Annotated in this window: 11 protein-coding genes; 7 read left to right on the top strand and 4 right to left on the bottom strand. The window is 72.8% G+C overall.

Annotation, left to right across the window (positions count from 1 at the left end; genetic code table 11):
• The first annotated feature begins 137 nt into the window (after positions 1–137).
• The 7 genes from kdpF to AB0H37_RS26665 all read left to right on the top strand — a co-directional run bounded on the left by kdpF (position 138) and on the right by AB0H37_RS26665 (position 10,920).
• A complete protein-coding gene (gene kdpF, locus AB0H37_RS26695; RefSeq protein WP_229810772.1) occupies positions 138–227 on the top strand; it encodes a K(+)-transporting ATPase subunit F in 90 nt (29 codons plus the stop codon).
• Positions 227–1,894 (top strand): potassium-transporting ATPase subunit KdpA, encoded by a 1,668-nt coding sequence (kdpA, locus tag AB0H37_RS26690; RefSeq protein ID WP_329089777.1) that lies wholly within the window; start codon positions 227–229, stop codon positions 1,892–1,894. The genes kdpF and kdpA overlap by 1 nt, the downstream gene beginning before the upstream one ends.
• Positions 1,894–4,053, top strand: a complete 2,160-nt coding sequence (kdpB, locus tag AB0H37_RS26685; RefSeq protein WP_360615964.1) for a potassium-transporting ATPase subunit KdpB — start codon at positions 1,894–1,896, stop codon at positions 4,051–4,053. Before kdpA ends, kdpB begins: the two co-directional genes overlap by 1 nt.
• Before the next feature lie 7 nt (positions 4,054–4,060).
• Complete coding sequence (locus tag AB0H37_RS26680; RefSeq protein ID WP_360615993.1) at positions 4,061–4,951, top strand: potassium-transporting ATPase subunit C; 891 nt, start codon at positions 4,061–4,063, stop codon at positions 4,949–4,951.
• A 12-nt stretch (positions 4,952–4,963) separates the two neighbouring features.
• Complete coding sequence (locus tag AB0H37_RS26675) at positions 4,964–7,555, top strand: ATP-binding protein (RefSeq protein WP_360615962.1); 2,592 nt, start codon at positions 4,964–4,966, stop codon at positions 7,553–7,555.
• Positions 7,556–7,672: 117 nt separating this feature from the next.
• Positions 7,673–10,246: a DUF4118 domain-containing protein gene (locus AB0H37_RS26670; protein WP_360615960.1), complete on the top strand. Its 2,574-nt coding sequence runs from the start codon at positions 7,673–7,675 to the stop codon at positions 10,244–10,246.
• A complete protein-coding gene (locus AB0H37_RS26665) occupies positions 10,243–10,920 on the top strand; it encodes a response regulator (protein ID WP_179835440.1) in 678 nt (225 codons plus the stop codon). The genes AB0H37_RS26670 and AB0H37_RS26665 overlap by 4 nt, the downstream gene beginning before the upstream one ends.
• Before the next feature lie 41 nt (positions 10,921–10,961).
• Here AB0H37_RS26665 and AB0H37_RS26660 read toward each other — a convergent pair whose 3' ends face one another.
• From AB0H37_RS26660 to sigJ, 4 genes are all read right to left on the bottom strand, one after another.
• On the bottom strand, positions 10,962–12,110 hold the full coding sequence (locus AB0H37_RS26660) for an oxygenase MpaB family protein (RefSeq protein ID WP_179835439.1): 1,149 nt from the start codon (positions 12,108–12,110) through the stop codon (positions 10,962–10,964).
• Positions 12,103–13,086 (bottom strand): polyprenyl synthetase family protein, encoded by a 984-nt coding sequence (locus AB0H37_RS26655; protein WP_179835438.1) that lies wholly within the window; start codon positions 13,084–13,086, stop codon positions 12,103–12,105. The genes AB0H37_RS26660 and AB0H37_RS26655 overlap by 8 nt, the downstream gene beginning before the upstream one ends.
• A complete protein-coding gene (locus AB0H37_RS26650; RefSeq protein ID WP_179835437.1) occupies positions 13,079–13,318 on the bottom strand; it encodes a polyprenyl synthetase in 240 nt (79 codons plus the stop codon). Before AB0H37_RS26650 ends, AB0H37_RS26655 begins: the two co-directional genes overlap by 8 nt.
• A gap of 138 nt (positions 13,319–13,456) precedes the next feature.
• Complete coding sequence (gene sigJ, locus AB0H37_RS26645; RefSeq protein ID WP_329089788.1) at positions 13,457–14,404, bottom strand: RNA polymerase sigma factor SigJ; 948 nt, start codon at positions 14,402–14,404, stop codon at positions 13,457–13,459.
• Positions 14,405–14,481: the final 77 nt, after the last annotated feature.

The following is a 14,481-nucleotide window of genomic DNA, read 5'->3' as shown; positions in this document are numbered from 1 at the left end:
GCGACGAGCACCCGGCGCTCCATGGCGGCCGCGCGCCGCCTTCCAAGGAACCGAGAGATGTCAGATCTGGCGTTCATCCTGCTCACGGTGGCGGTCTTCACCGTGTTCGCACTGGTCGTGAAGGCGGTCGAGCGACTGTGACCGTAGAGAACGGAATCGGCCTGGCGCTGGCCGTGGTGCTGGTCGCCTTCCTGGTCGCGGCCCTTCTTTTCCCGGAGCGTTTCTAGTGAGTCCGACGGCCGCCGGGGTCCTTTTCCTCGGCTCTCTCCTGCTCGCCCTCGCCCTTTCGTACAGGCCATTGGGCGACTATATGCACAGGGTCTATTCCGGGACCCGGCATTCGCGCGTGGAGCGCGTGCTCTACCGGCTTGTCGGGGTCGATCCCGACGCCGAGCAGAGGTGGGGCGTCTATGCGCGCGGCGTTCTGGCCTTCTCGGTCGTCGGCGTCCTGTTCCTCTACGGCTTCCAGCGGGTGCAGAACCACCTCCTTCTCAGCCTGGGGTTCGACCCGGTCAAGCCCGACCAGGCATGGAACACCGCGGTCAGCTTCGTGACCAACACCAACTGGCAGTCGTACTCGGGCGAGTCGACGATGGGCCATCTGGTGCAGATGGCCGGGCTGGCGGTGCAGAACTTCGTCTCGGCCGCCGTGGGCATGGCCGTGGCCGTCGCGCTGGTGCGCGGGTTCGCGCGCCGCAAGAGCGATCACCTCGGCAACTTCTGGGTCGACCTGACCAGGGGATCGCTGCGGATCCTGCTGCCGATCGCCTTCGTCGGCGCCGTCGTCCTGGTGTCCGGCGGACTGGTGCAGAACTTCTGGGACCCGGCACACCACACGGTGGACACGATCGCCGGGGGCACCCAGACGCTGACGGGCGGCCCGGTGGCGTCCCAGGAAGTGATCAAGGAACTCGGGACGAACGGCGGCGGCTTCTACAACGCCAACTCCTCGCACCCGTTCGAGAACGCGGTGTCGTGGACGAACTGGCTGGAGATCTTCCTGATCCTGGTCATCCCGTTCGCGCTGACCCGGACCTTCGGCCGCATGGTGGGCCAGGTGCGGCAGGGGTACGCGATCGCAGCGGTCATGGGCGTCCTCGCCCTGGTGAGCGTCTCGCTCACGATGATCTTCCAGAGCATGCACCACGGCACGGTGCCGACCGCGGTCGGCGCGGCGACGGAGGGCACCGAAACGCGTTTCGGGGTGCTCGACTCCGCGGTCTTCGCCGCGGCGACCACGCTGACGTCGACCGGCGCCGTGGACTCCTTCCACGACTCCTACACCAGCCTCGGCGGCATGATGACGCTGTTCAACATGATGCTCGGCGAGGTGGCGCCCGGCGGCGTGGGCGCGGGCCTGTACGGGATGCTGGTCCTCGCCGTGATCACGGTGTTCGTGGCGGGGCTGATGGTCGGCCGCACGCCCGAGTACCTGGGCAAGCGGATCGGATCCCGGGAGATCAAGTTCGCCGCGCTGTACTTCCTGGTCACGCCCGCGCTCGTGCTGGCCGGGAGCGCCGCGGCGATGGCGACCGAGAGCGGCCGCGCGGGCCTGCTGAACTCCGGACCGCACGGGTTGTCGGAGGTCCTGTACGCCTTCACCTCCGCGTCGAACAACAACGGTTCGGCGTTCGCCGGCCTCACCGTCAACACGGTCTGGTACGACACGGCGCTGGGCCTCTGCATGGCGTTCGGCCGGTTCCTGCCGATCATCTTCGTGCTCGCGCTGGCCGGCTCGCTGGCCCGCCAGGGGCACACCCCCGAATCGGACGGCACCCTGCCCACGCACCGGCCCCAGTTCGTCGGGCTGGTCGCGGGCGTCACCGTCGTCCTCGTCGCGCTCACGTTCCTGCCCGCGCTCGCGCTCGGGCCGCTGGCAGAAGGAATCCACTGATGTCCACGACGCAGACCGCGCGGACGCCCGCGCAGTCACCCGTTCCCGAACCCTCGGGCCGCGTCCGGGGCGGCCTGCTCGACCCGCGGCAGATGCTGCGGTCCCTCCCGGACGCGATCCGGAAACTCGACCCCCGGACGCTGTGGCGGAACCCGGTGATGCTGATCGTCGAGATCGGCGCCGTGTGGTCCACGATTCTGGCGGCCACCGATCCGACCTGGTTCGCATGGCTGGTCGTCGTCTGGCTGTGGCTCACGGTGGTCTTCGCCAACCTGGCCGAGGCGGTGGCCGAGGGCCGCGGCAAGGCCCAGGCGGACACGCTCCGGCGGGCCAAGCGGGACATGACGGCCCGGCGCCTGGTCGGCTGGAGTCCCGCGGCCGTGGACGTGCGGGAGGAGTCGGTCCCCGCACCGCGGCTCGCGCAGGGCGACATCGTGGTCGTCGAGGCCGGGCAGATCATCCCGGCGGACGGCGACGTCGTGGACGGCATCGCGAGCGTGGACGAGTCCGCGATCACGGGGGAGTCGGCCCCGGTGATCCGGGAGTCCGGCGGCGACCGCAGCGCGGTGACCGGCGGCACCAGGGTGCTGTCGGACCGCATCGTGGTGCAGGTGACGCAGAAGCCCGGCGAGAGCTTCATCGACCGGATGATCGCGCTGGTGGAGGGGGCGAGCCGGCAGAAGACGCCGAACGAGATCGCGCTGAACATCCTGCTCGCCGCGCTGACGATCATCTTCCTGCTCGCCGCCGCGACGCTGCAGCCGCTGGCGATCTACTCCAGGGACGCCAATCCCGGAGTGCCGGACTCGCCGGCCCTGGACGCCCACGGGGTCACCGGCATCGTGCTGGTGTCGCTGCTGGTGTGCCTGATCCCGACGACGATCGGCGCGCTGCTGTCGGCGATCGGCATCGCGGGCATGGACCGTCTCGTCCAGCGCAACGTGCTGGCGATGTCGGGACGCGCGGTGGAGGCCGCGGGCGACGTCGACACCCTGCTGCTGGACAAGACCGGCACCATCACCCTCGGCAACCGGCAGGCGGCGGAGTTCCTCCCGCTCGCCGGGGTGCCGGAGGAGGAACTGGCCGACGCGGCGCAGCTGGCCAGCCTCGCCGACGAGACGCCCGAGGGCCGCTCGGTCGTCGTCCTGGCCAAGCAGCGGTACGGACTCCGCGAGCGCACGCCCGGGGAGCTGTCCCACGCCGACTGGGTGGCGTTCACCGCCCAGACCCGGATGTCGGGCGTCGACCTGGACGAGGGCGCGAAGCGGTCGCTGCGCAAGGGAGCGGCCGGCGCGGTCACCGACTGGGTCCGCCGGCAGGGCGGCACCGTGCCGCCGATGCTCGGCCAGATCGTGGACGGCATCTCCGCCTCCGGCGGGACACCGCTCGTGGTCGGCGAGTCCGCCGGCGGGGGAGCACGCGTCCTCGGCGTGATCCACCTCAAGGACGTGGTCAAGCAGGGCATGCGGGAGCGGTTCGCCGCGATGAGGGCGATGGGCATCCGCACGGTCATGATCACCGGTGACAACCCGCTGACCGCCAGGGCGATCGCGGACGAGGCGGGCGTGGACGACTTCCTGGCCGAGGCCCGGCCCGAGGACAAGCTCGCCCTCATCAGGAAGGAGCAGGAGGGCGGCCGCCTCGTCGCCATGACCGGGGACGGCACCAACGACGCTCCGGCGCTCGCCCAGGCCGACGTCGGCGTCGCGATGAACACCGGCACCTCCGCCGCCAAGGAGGCCGGGAACATGGTGGATCTCGACTCCGACCCGACCAAGCTCATCGAGATCGTGAAGATCGGCAAGCAGTTGCTGATCACGCGGGGCGCGTTGACGACGTTCTCCATCGCCAACGACATCGCCAAGTACTTCGCGATCATCCCGGCGCTGTTCGTGACGCTCTTCCCAGGCCTGGACGCCCTCAACGTCATGCGGCTGTCCAGCCCGCAGTCGGCGATCCTGTCGGCCGTCGTGTTCAACGCGCTGATCATCGTCGCGCTGATCCCGCTGGCGCTGCGCGGGGTGAAGTACCGGCCGAGCAACGCCTCCCGGCTGCTCTCGCGCAACCTCGGCGTCTACGGCCTCGGCGGCGTCGTCGCACCGTTCGTCGGTATCAAGATCATCGACCTCATCGTCCAGTTCCTTCCGGGGATGTCCTGACATGCGTATGCCAATCTGGATCCGCCAGCACGTGGCCGCGGCCCGAGCGCTGCTGGTCCTCACCGTCGTGCTCGGCGTCGCCTACCCGCTCGCCGTCTTCGCGGTCGCCCAGATCCCGGGGCTGAAGAGCCGGGCCGACGGGAGCATCGTGAGGACGGCCGACGGCAGGGCGGCGGGCAGCGCGCTCATCGGCCAGTCCTTCACCGGCAAGGACGGGAGTCCGCTCAGGCAGTACTTCCAGAGCCGCCCCTCGGCCGCCGGCGACGGCTACGACCCGACCTCGACGGCCGCGAGCAACCTCGGGCCCGAGGACGTCCTGGACACGCTCGCCGTCCCGGCGACCGGGGTCGAGGCCGAGAAGAGCCTCCTCACGCAGGTCTGCTCGCGGAGCAAGGCGGTCGGCGATCTCGAAGGCGTGGACGGCGGGCGGCCGTACTGCACGCCGGACGGGGTGGGCGCGGTCCTCAAGGTGTTCGGGACGAGGGCCCCGGACGGGACCATCCCCAAGCCCACCCGGGTCGTCAGCGCCAACCAGTCATGCCCCGCCGCGCCCTTCATCGCCGCCTACAAGGGGACCAGAGTCGAGTGCGCCAGGCCGGGCGAGGACCTCGCCTCGGGCCTGACCGTCCCGGTCAGAGGGAACGCGCCCGCGAAGCCGCAGGTGCCGCCCGACGCCGTCACCGCGAGCGGCAGCGGCCTGGACCCGCACATCACGCCCGCCTACGCGAGGCTTCAGGCGCCGCGGATCGCCAAGGCGCGCGGCATCTCCGAGGCGCAGGTGCTGGCGGCCGTCCGGCACGACCAGACCGGCCGTGCGCTCGGGTTCATGGGGGAGCCGGTGGTGAACGTCGTCCGGCTCAACCTCGCACTGGACCGTGACCACCCGTACCGGGCCTAGGAGGGACTGATCATGACGCGTGGGCGGCTCCGCATCTACCTGGGGGCCGCCCCGGGTGTGGGCAAGACGTACGCGATGCTCGCCGAGGCGCACCGGAGGCGGGCCCGCGGTACCGACGTGGTCGTGGGCTGTGTGGAGACCCACGGCCGGCCCCTGACCGTCGAGCGGCTCGCCGGGCTGGAGACGCTTCCCCGCAAGACCCTGGAGTACCGCGGTACGGCGTTCACCGAACTCGACACCGAGGCGGTGATCGCCCGGCGCCCACGGGTCGTGCTGGTCGACGAGCTCGCGCACACCAACGTGCCCGGCTCGCGCCGCGCCAAGCGCTGGCAGGACGTCGAGGAGATCCTGGAGGCCGGGATCGACGTCATCTCCACCGTCAACGTGCAGCACCTGGAGTCGGTGAACGACGTCGTCGAGCAGATCACCGGTGTGCCGCAGCGCGAGACCGTCCCAGACGAGGTGGTCCGCCGCGCCGACCAGGTCGAGCTGGTCGACATGGCGCCCGAGGCGCTGCGCCGCCGGATGGCCCACGGCAACGTGTACGCCCCCGAGAAGGTCGACGCCGCGCTCGGCAACTACTTCCGCGTCGGGAACCTGACCGCCCTCCGGGAACTGGCGCTGCTGTGGCTGGCCGGCAAGGTCGACGACCAGCTCGACCGGTACCGCGCCGACCACGAGATCCGCGGCACCTGGGAGGCGCGCGAACGCGTCGTGGTCGCCCTCACCGGCGGCCCCGAAGGCGACACGCTCGTCCGCAGGGCCGCCCGTGTCGCCGACCGCTCCAAGGGCGCCGACCTGCTGGCCGTCCACGTCCTCCCCGGCGACGGCCTCACCGGCACCGACCCCGCGCACCTCGTGCGGCAGAGGGCCCTCGTGGAGAATCTCGGCGGCACCTACCACCAGGTCGTCGGCGACGACATCCCCACCGCCCTCCTGGACTTCGCCCGGGGCGTCAACGCGACCCAGCTGGTCCTGGGCGCCTCCCGCCGGGGGCGGGTCGCGCAGCTGTTCTCCCGGGGCGTCGGCGTGACGACGACCGCCCACTCCGGCCCCATCGACGTCCACCTGGTCACGCACGAGGAGGTCAGCAAGGGGCGCCGGGCCCGGCCGTCGCGCGGCGGCCTCACCCGGCGGCGGCGCACCGCGGGCTTCGTGCTGGCCGCCGCGCTCCTCCCGCTCCTCACCCTGGTGCTCCACCATCTGCGGGGGGAGTTCTCCCTGCCCAGCGACATCCTGCTGTTCCTCGTCGTGGTCATCGGGGTCGCGCTGGCCGGCGGTCTGTACCCCGCGCTCTTCACCGCGGTGTTCGGGTCCCTCCTGCTGAACTACTACTTCACGCCGCCGCTCGACCGGTTCACGATCTCCGAGCAGGAGAACCTGCTGGCCCTGGTGGTCTACGTCGTGGTGGCCGCCGTCGTCAGCGCCGTCGTCGACCTGAACTACCGGCGCAGCCGGGAGGCGTCCCGGACCCGGGCCGAGGCCGAGGTCCTGTCCGGCCTGGCGGGCGGGGTGCTCCGCGGCCAGAACACGCCGCGCGACATCCTCGAAGACCTGCGGCGGACCTTCGGTCTCACGGCGGTGACCCTGCTGGAGCGCGGGCCGGAGGCCGCCGGGGCGCTCGGAATGCACAGCGATCCGGACCGCTGGCGCATCGTGTCGACGGCCGGGGGCCCGCCCTGCACCGCCCCGAAGGCCGGCGAGACCGAGATCCCGATCGACGACGACCTCGTCCTCGTGCTGCGCGGCCGGACGCTGCGGGCCGAGGACCGGCGGGTGCTGGAGGCCTTCGCCGCGCACGCCGCGGTCGCGTTGCGGCAGCAGCGGCTGACCGCCGAGGCCGAGCAGGCGCGCCCGCTGGCCGAGGCCGACCGGATCCGCACCGCCCTGCTCAACGCCGTCGGCCACGACCTGCGGACGCCGCTGTCCGCGGCGAAGGCCGCGGTGGACAGCCTGCGCAGCCCCGACGTCACCTGGATCGAGGAGGACCGGGACGAACTGATCGACACCGCCGCCGAGTCCCTGGCGCGGCTCGACCGGCTGGTGGCCAACCTTCTCGACATGAGCCGCCTGCAGGCCGGCGTGCTCGGCGTCCTCCCGCGCCCCCTGGCGGTCGAGGACGTCGTGCCCCGCGCCGTCTCCTCCCTCGATCACGTCGACGCGACCGGCGTGCGCATCCGGATCGCCGCAGAGCTGCCCGAGGTGTCGGCCGATCCGGCCCTGCTCGAACGGGTGCTGGCGAACCTCGTCGCCAACGCCGTCCGCCACAACCCGCCCGGGGAGCCCGTCACGGTGACCGCCAGCGCCCACGCGGACCGGGTCGAGCTGCGCGTGATCGACCGCGGCCCCGGCATCCCCGCGTCCGAGAGGGACGCGGTCTTCGTGCCCTTCCAGCGGCTGGGCGACCGCGACAACGGCACCGGCGTCGGCCTCGGGCTGGCGCTGTCGCGGGGGCTGACCGAGGCGATGGGCGGCACCCTGCTCCCCGAGGAGACCCCCGGCGGCGGCCTGACCATGGTGGTCACCCTGCGGACCGGCCGGTCGCCCGCGCCGGAGCCGCCTCGAAGCGTTCCCGGAGAATACGGAAAGCCCGGCGGCCGTTAAGAAAACGTCAATTCCTGATCCGCGGGGACGGACCGCACAGGGGCGCCCACCAGGCTTTGCTAGATTTCGCCAGGCCCCATAAAGGGACGATTCAGGCGAGGGGAGGCGGCGCTCGGCATGGGCAGGCGGGGCACATGGCGCATCTATCTGGGCGCGGCGCCCGGGGTCGGCAAGACCTACGCCATGCTGAACGAGGGCCGACGGCGTGCCGGGCGCGGCACGGACGTGGTCGTCGGCCTTGTCGAGACCCACGGGCGCTCCCGGACCGCCGAGCAGATCGGCGACCTGGAGGTCGTCCCGGCCCGCCGGACGCCCTACCGGGGGTCGTGGCTCACCGAGTTGGACGTGGACGCCCTGCTGGCCCGCCGTCCCGAGGTCGCGCTGGTCGACGAACCGGCCCACGCCAACGCCCCGGGAAGCCGCAACGCCCGGCGATGGCAGGACATCGAGGAACTCCTGCGGGCGGGCATCGACGTGATCTCCACTCTCAACGTCCAGCATCTGGAATCGCTCGGCGACGTGGTGGAGAGCATCACCGGGGTCCGGCAGGACGAGACCGTCCCGGACGCCGTCGTCCGGCGGGCGGACCAGATCGAGCTGGTCGACATGACCGCCGAGGCGCTCCGCCGGCGGCTCGCGCACGGGAACGTCCACGCGCCGGACGAGACCGGCGCCGCGCCGGCCGGCTACTACGGGACGGGCAACCTCAGCGCCCTCCGCGAGCTGGCCCTGCTGTGGGTGGCCGACCGCGTCGACGAGGGCCTCGCCCGCTACCGCGACCAGCACGGCATCACCGAGCCCTGGGAGGCGCGCGAGCGCATCGTGGTGGCGCTGGGCGGCGGCCCGGAGGGCGACGCGCTGATCCGCCGCGCGGCCCGCATGGGCGCCCGGGCCGGGCGCGCGGACCTCCTCGCCGTCCGCGTGATGCGCAGCGGCGGCCTCGACGAGGGCTCCGCGGCGGCACTCGCGCGGCAGCGCGCCCTGGTGGAGAGCATGAACGGGACGTTTCACCAGGTGGTGGGCGACGACGTGGCGACGGCGCTGCTGGAGTTCGCCCGCGCCGTCAACGCCACGCAGCTCGTCGTGGGGGCCGGCCGCCGCTCCGGTCGGCGGCGGATGTTCGGAACCGGCATCGGGGCCGCCGTGACCAGGGAGTCCGGCGACGTCGACGTCCACATCGTCAGCCACGGGCACGCCCGGAAGCGCCCCGGCATCACCCGCGCGAGCGGTCCGGCGCTGAGCCGCCGGCGCAGGGGGACGGGATGGGCGCTCGCCGTCGCCGGCCCGCCGGCACTGACCGGCCTGCTGGCCGGTGCGGGCCTGGAGTTCGGCCTGGTCACCGACATCCTGTTCTATCTGGTGCTCACCGTCGGGGTCGCGCTCGCGGGAGGGCTGTGGCCGGCCGTGGCCGCCGCGGTGCTGGGCAGCCTGCTGGCCAACTGGTTCTTCACCCCGCCCTTCCACACCCTCACCATCGGCGACCGCGACAACGCCCTCGCGCTGGTGATCTTCGTCGGCGTGGCGGCGGCGGTCGCCTCGGTGGTCGACCTCGCCGCGCGCCGCTCCCGGCAGGCGGCGCAGAGCAGCGCGGAGGCCGAGACGCTGAGCATGCTGGCGACCAGTGTGCTGCGCGGCGAGAAGGCGCTGCCCGCCCTGCTGGAGCGGATCCGCGAGACCTTCGGCGTGGCCTCGGTCGCGCTGCTGGAGAGAGCGGGCGACGGCTGGACCGTCCTGGGCTCGACCGGCTCCGACCCGTGCCCCGACCCCGACCGCGCCGACGCGCAGGCCGGGGTCGGCGCGGGCGAGGGGGCGGACCGGAGCGGCGAGACCGTGCTGGCCCTGCGCGGACGCGTCCTGCCCGCCGCGGACCGCCGGGTTCTGTCGGCGTTCGCGTCCCAGGCCGCCGCCGCGCTGGAGTGGCGGCGGCTGGCCGAGGAGGCGGGGCGGGCGCGGCGGCTCGCCGAGGGCGACAAGATCCGTACCGCCCTGCTCGCCGCGGTCTCCCACGACCTGCGCACCCCGTTGGCCTCGATCAAGGCCGGCGTGAGCAGCCTGCGCCAGACCGACGTCGACTGGGATCCCGAGGACGAGGCCGAACTGCTGGCCACCGTCGAGGAGTCGGCCGACAAGCTCGACGGCCTCATCGGCAACCTGCTCGACATGAGCCGCCTGCAGACGGGGGTCGTCTCCCCGCTGACCCAGCCGGTCTCCCTGGAGCAGGTGGTGCCGCCCGCCCTCCAGGGCGTGCCGGCGGGCCGCGTCGAGGTGGACGTCCCCGAGACGCTCCCGCCGGTCCTGGCCGATCCGGGCCTCCTGGAACGGGCGCTGGCCAACGTGGTCGAGAACGCCGTCCGGTACGGCACCGGCGCCGTCACCCTGTCGGCCGGTGAGCTGCGGACGCACCGGCGGCCCCCGCGGGTCGAGATCAGGGTCGCGGACCGGGGCCCCGGAGTGCCGGAGGCCGCCAAGGAGCAGATCTTCGCGCCGTTCCAGCGCCTCGGGGACTCTCCCCGAGGCGCCGGGGTGGGGCTGGGCCTGGCCGTGGCCCGGGGCTTCACCGAGGCGATGGGCGGCACCTTGCGGGCCGAGGACACCCCCGGAGGCGGCCTCACCATGGTCTTCGCGCTGCCGGCCGCCGGCGCCCGCGGGGACGTCTCCGCATCCGGCGACGAGGGTAGGGGATCACCGTGACGCGGATACTCCTCGTCGAGGACGAGCGGCAACTCGTCCGCGCGCTGCGGATCAACCTGAGGACGCGCGGCTACGAGGTGGACGCCGCGCCCGACGGCCGCACCGCCCTCGACCTGGCCGCCCGGCGCAGGCCCGACGTGGTGGTGCTCGACCTCGGTCTGCCCGACATGGACGGCGTCGAGGTGATCCAGGGGCTGCGCGGCTGGCTGAACGTCCCCATCATCGTGCTCTCCGCGCGGCACGCCTCCGAGGAGAAGGTCCGGGCCCTGGACACGGGCGCCGACGACTACGTCACCAAGCCGTTCGGCATGGACGAGCTCCTGGCCCGGTTGCGCGCGGCGGTCCGGCGGGCGGCCCCGGCCGAGCAGGCCGCCACCGTGGTCGAGACCGGGGCCTTCACGATCGACCTGGGGGCCAAGCGGGTGACCCGGGCGGGCCGGGAGATCCGCCTGACGCCCACGGAGTGGAACATCCTGGAGCTCCTGGTCCGCAACACCGGCGCCCTCGTCGGCCAGCGGCAGCTGCTCCACGAGGTATGGGGACCGGGCTATGACAAGGAGACGAACTACCTGCGCGTCTACCTCGCGCACCTGCGCCGCAAGCTGGAACCCGACCCGGCCCACCCCCGCCACCTGATCACCGAGCCGGGCATGGGCTACCGCTTCGAGCCCTGACCCGGGACGCCCCCCGCGCGAAGCGCTCGATCCCGCCTGAGCTAGGAGACGAGGGTCGGCGGGGGCGGGGTCCAGCGCGCATTCTTCGAGGGCACCCCGAAGTCGGATTTGAGTTCCTGGGGGATGGCGTAGTGCATGACGCGGCCCCGCGTCAGGGAGGACAGTTCCAGCATGGTGACCAGGTGGCCGAGCCGGTCGGAGATGTGCTCGGCCCACGGCCCGCGGTCCTCGACCCATTCCAGGGCGCCCAGCAGGGCCGGGGCGATCCTGATGAGGGAGTCGAACCGCGTACGGGGGACCTGGAGCCAGTCCGCGGAGGTGTCGCCGATGAGGTAGCGGATGAGCGCGGGCACGACCGGGTCGAGCAGCGTCCCGGGCACGACCTCCTCGTACAGGTCGATCAGCTGCCGGGTCAGGTGCACCCCCTCGGGGGAGGGGCCCATGTGGCGCACCATGTACCGGTCGGAGAACTCCCGGGCCGCCTGAAGGTCCGGGGGGATGGTGTCGGGCTCGATGCCGAGGATGACGCCGACGACGCGCCAGGCGTAGTAGTAGGCGTCCGCGCCTTCGGCGGTGATGTGGATGCCCATGCGGTGCAGGGCGTCCAGGACCTGGATGCTGAACATCATCAGCCCGCCGAGCATGTCCTCCTGGCAGATCGCGACGGGCTCGGGCCAGTGGCCCTGCTCCTTCAGGTGCCGGCGGATGGAGGCGTGCAGCAGCCGGACCTTCTGCGCCGCCGGAAGGAACCGCCCGCCGGCCTGGAACGCCTCGGGCTGCATGAGGTAGACGGTGAACTGCCCGGTCTCGGCCATCCGGCGTGAGGGGTAGGCCAGCGAGTGCGTGGCCGACAGCAGCTTGGCCACGTGCGGGACGACGTAGCAGGCCGGCATCGCCGCGAACGACAGGGCGGTGGAGACGTGCACGTCGTTGTCGATGAAGAACTGGCGCGCCTGTTCCATGACGCCCCAGTCGATCCAGTCCGGCGGGGTCGCGGTCGCCTGGAGGTAGTCGCGCGCCGCGTCGGGCAGTCCGTCGGGGAGCGCCTGGCCGGAGGTCGTGAACCAGCGCATGAGGGTGTTGTACTCGCCCACCTGCCCGGAGCTGAACAGGGCTTCGACGGTCGCGTCGGCGAGCGGGTCGCCCTTCAGCCGCAGAGCGTCCATGTACCGGTCGGTGTAGTCAGTCATCGGCGGTCACCTCGCAGATCAGTCGGGCCAGGGCGTCGGCGGCGTCCGGCCGGGTGCCGGCGAGGGCCGCCTGCGCGGCGTGCGCGCGTTCGTCGATCATCTGCCGGACGCGGGCCGGCGCCCGGGCGCGCAGCATGATCTCCCGGATCTCGGCGGCGCCGGCCGGGGTGAGCGGTCCGTCCAGCAGGTCCCGCAGGCGCCGGCGGTCGGGTTCGCCGGCTTCGGTCAGGGTCAGCGCGAGCAGGGCGGTGGGCTTGCGGCCCGCCAGGTCGTCCAGGAGCGACTTGCCGGTTCGGCGCGGGTCGCCGAACACGCCCCACAGGTCGTCCCGCAACTGGAAGGCCTCTCCGAGCGGACGGGCGTAGGCGGCCAGCGCGGCCAGTGTCGGCGCGGCCGCCCCGCCCAGCACCGCGCCGATCCGCAGGGGCCCCTCGACGGTGTAGGAGCCGGTCTTGAACCGCACGATCGTCAGGGAACGGGCCACGTCCGGCGCCGCCCCGGTCCGCAGGATCTCCAGGCACTCGCCCGCCACCAGTTCGCGGCCCATCGCGGTCCACTGCGGCACCGCCCGGCCGAGGAAGGCCCTCGGCAGGCCCGAGGAGTGGAACAGCTGCGCGGACCACGCCACCAGCAGGTCGCCGACCATGATGGCGAGGGCGTCGCCGAGGCTCTCGTGCGCGCTCGGCCGTCCGCGGCGCATCGGGCTGCGGTCGATGACGTCGTCGTGGACGATCGCCGCGGCGTGGACCAGCTCCAGCGCCGCCGCCGCGCGGACGATGGCGTCGGTGTCCGGCTGGCCCGCGGCGCGCCACCCCCAGTAGCAGAACGCCGGGCGGATCCGCTTGCCGCCGTCGACCGAGATCCGCAACTGGTCGGCCACGGGCGCCAGATCGCCGTCCAGGGCCAGCAGCTCGGCGACCTCCGCCTCGACGAACTCCGCCAGCGCCCGGTCGACCCGGGTGCGAAGGTCAGCCATCCTGGGGCCGGGCGGCGGCCTGACGGGCCAGGACCTCCATGTGCGCCTCCGGAGCCACGCCGTTGCGCCGCAGCGCGAGCTCACCGCGTGCGCGAAGCTCCTGCCGCACGTCGGCCGGACCGGGCATGCGCCGGGTCAGGCCTCGCAACCCCTCCGCCACCACATCGGCGACCCCGGCCGCCAGGCAGAGCACTTCGTTGCGGGAACCGGCTCTTCCGTCAGAATGCGCCATCGTCACCTTCCGCTCTCTTGTAGTCACGGCAAGTGATATCAGGAAAGCGGTGGGTCACCACCGAAACGGGGTGGCAGGACTGCCTTGCCGCCGCACGACGGAATAGTCACTCCGAGCCCGTTGCGGTGGGGTCGTGTCTCAGGCGCTGGTCCAGGGGCGAAGTTTCTCGGGGTTGCGGACCGCCCAGATGTGCCTGATCCGATCGCCTGTGATCTCGAACGCGTACACCGTCACGGTGGCGCCGTCCTGCTGGGCGATGAGGCCGGGCTGGCCGTTGACCGTGCGCTCCAGGAGCGTCACGCCGGTCACCCGCCGGACGAGTTCGGCGATGGCGTGCGCGATCCGCTCGCCGCCCTCGATCGGACGCAGGACGGTCCTGACCACGCCGCCGCCGTCGGCGGTGAGGACGGCGCCCGGGTCGAGAAGGCCGATCAGGGCGTCGACGTCACCGGTCTCCAGCGCCTGCTTGAAGTTCCTGACGACGCCGGCGCGGCCGGCGGCCGGGGCCGCGGGCGGCGTGGAGGCGCGGATGCGGCGGCGGGCCGACGAGGCCAGTTGGCGGCACGCCGCCGGGGTGCGGCCGGTGATCTCGGCCACCTCGGCGAAGGGGTAGCGGAAGACGTCGTGCAGGATGAGCGAGACCCGTTCGGCCGGGGTCATCGATTCGAGTACGACGAGGAAGGCCATGGCGACCGATTCGTCCAGGGTGATCCGGTCGGCCGGGTCGGACGCGGCGGCGCCCGGCCGCCCGCCGATCCACCGCTCGGGCTCGGGCAGCGGTTCGGGGATCCACTCGCCCACGTAGCGCTCCCGCCTCGCGCGAGCCGAGCCGAGCACGTCCAGGCAGATCCGGCCGGCGACCTTCGACAGCCAGGCGCCGGGGGAGGCGACGGCCTCCCGCCGCCGCGGGGACATGGCGTACCAGCGGGCGTAGGTCTCCTGCACGACGTCCTCGGCGTCGGCCAGGGAGCCGAGGAGCCGGTAGGAGAGGCCGATCAGCCGGCGCCGCTCGCTGATGATCGCGCTCAGGCCCGCGTCGGGCAGGTCGTGTCCTGGTGGCGAGTGGTCGGTCGAGTGGTCGGTCATGTCCCCGTGGCTCCCTGGCTCGGATGTGCTCACACCACTCCGACGAGACGGCGCCCCGGAATGTCACGTCGCCGCGG

Origin of the sequence: Actinomadura sp. NPDC023710 (genome assembly GCF_040639875.1) — a bacterium.
GTDB classification, from domain to species: Bacteria; Actinomycetota; Actinomycetes; order Streptosporangiales; family Streptosporangiaceae; genus Spirillospora; species Spirillospora citrea.
The sequence above is the reverse complement of the archived record's forward strand: the minus strand, read 5'-3'. Positions and strand labels throughout refer to the sequence as shown.

Bases quoted from the DNA above. Each gene is read 5' to 3' on its own strand.
- kdpB (WP_360615964.1), top strand. From the start codon at position 1,894: ATGTCCACGACGCAGACCGCGCGGACGCCCGCGCAGTCACCCGTTCCC.
- AB0H37_RS26680 (WP_360615993.1), top strand. From the start codon at position 4,061: ATGCCAATCTGGATCCGCCAGCACGTGGCCGCGGCCCGAGCGCTGCTG.
- AB0H37_RS26675 (WP_360615962.1), top strand. From the start codon at position 4,964: ATGACGCGTGGGCGGCTCCGCATCTACCTGGGGGCCGCCCCGGGTGTG.
- AB0H37_RS26670 (WP_360615960.1), top strand. From the start codon at position 7,673: ATGGGCAGGCGGGGCACATGGCGCATCTATCTGGGCGCGGCGCCCGGG.
- AB0H37_RS26660 (WP_179835439.1), bottom strand. From the start codon at position 12,110: ATGACTGACTACACCGACCGGTACATGGACGCTCTGCGGCTGAAGGGC.
- AB0H37_RS26655 (WP_179835438.1), bottom strand. From the start codon at position 13,086: ATGGCTGACCTTCGCACCCGGGTCGACCGGGCGCTGGCGGAGTTCGTC.
- AB0H37_RS26650 (WP_179835437.1), bottom strand. From the start codon at position 13,318: ATGGCGCATTCTGACGGAAGAGCCGGTTCCCGCAACGAAGTGCTCTGC.
- sigJ (WP_329089788.1), bottom strand. From the start codon at position 14,404: ATGACCGACCACTCGACCGACCACTCGCCACCAGGACACGACCTGCCC.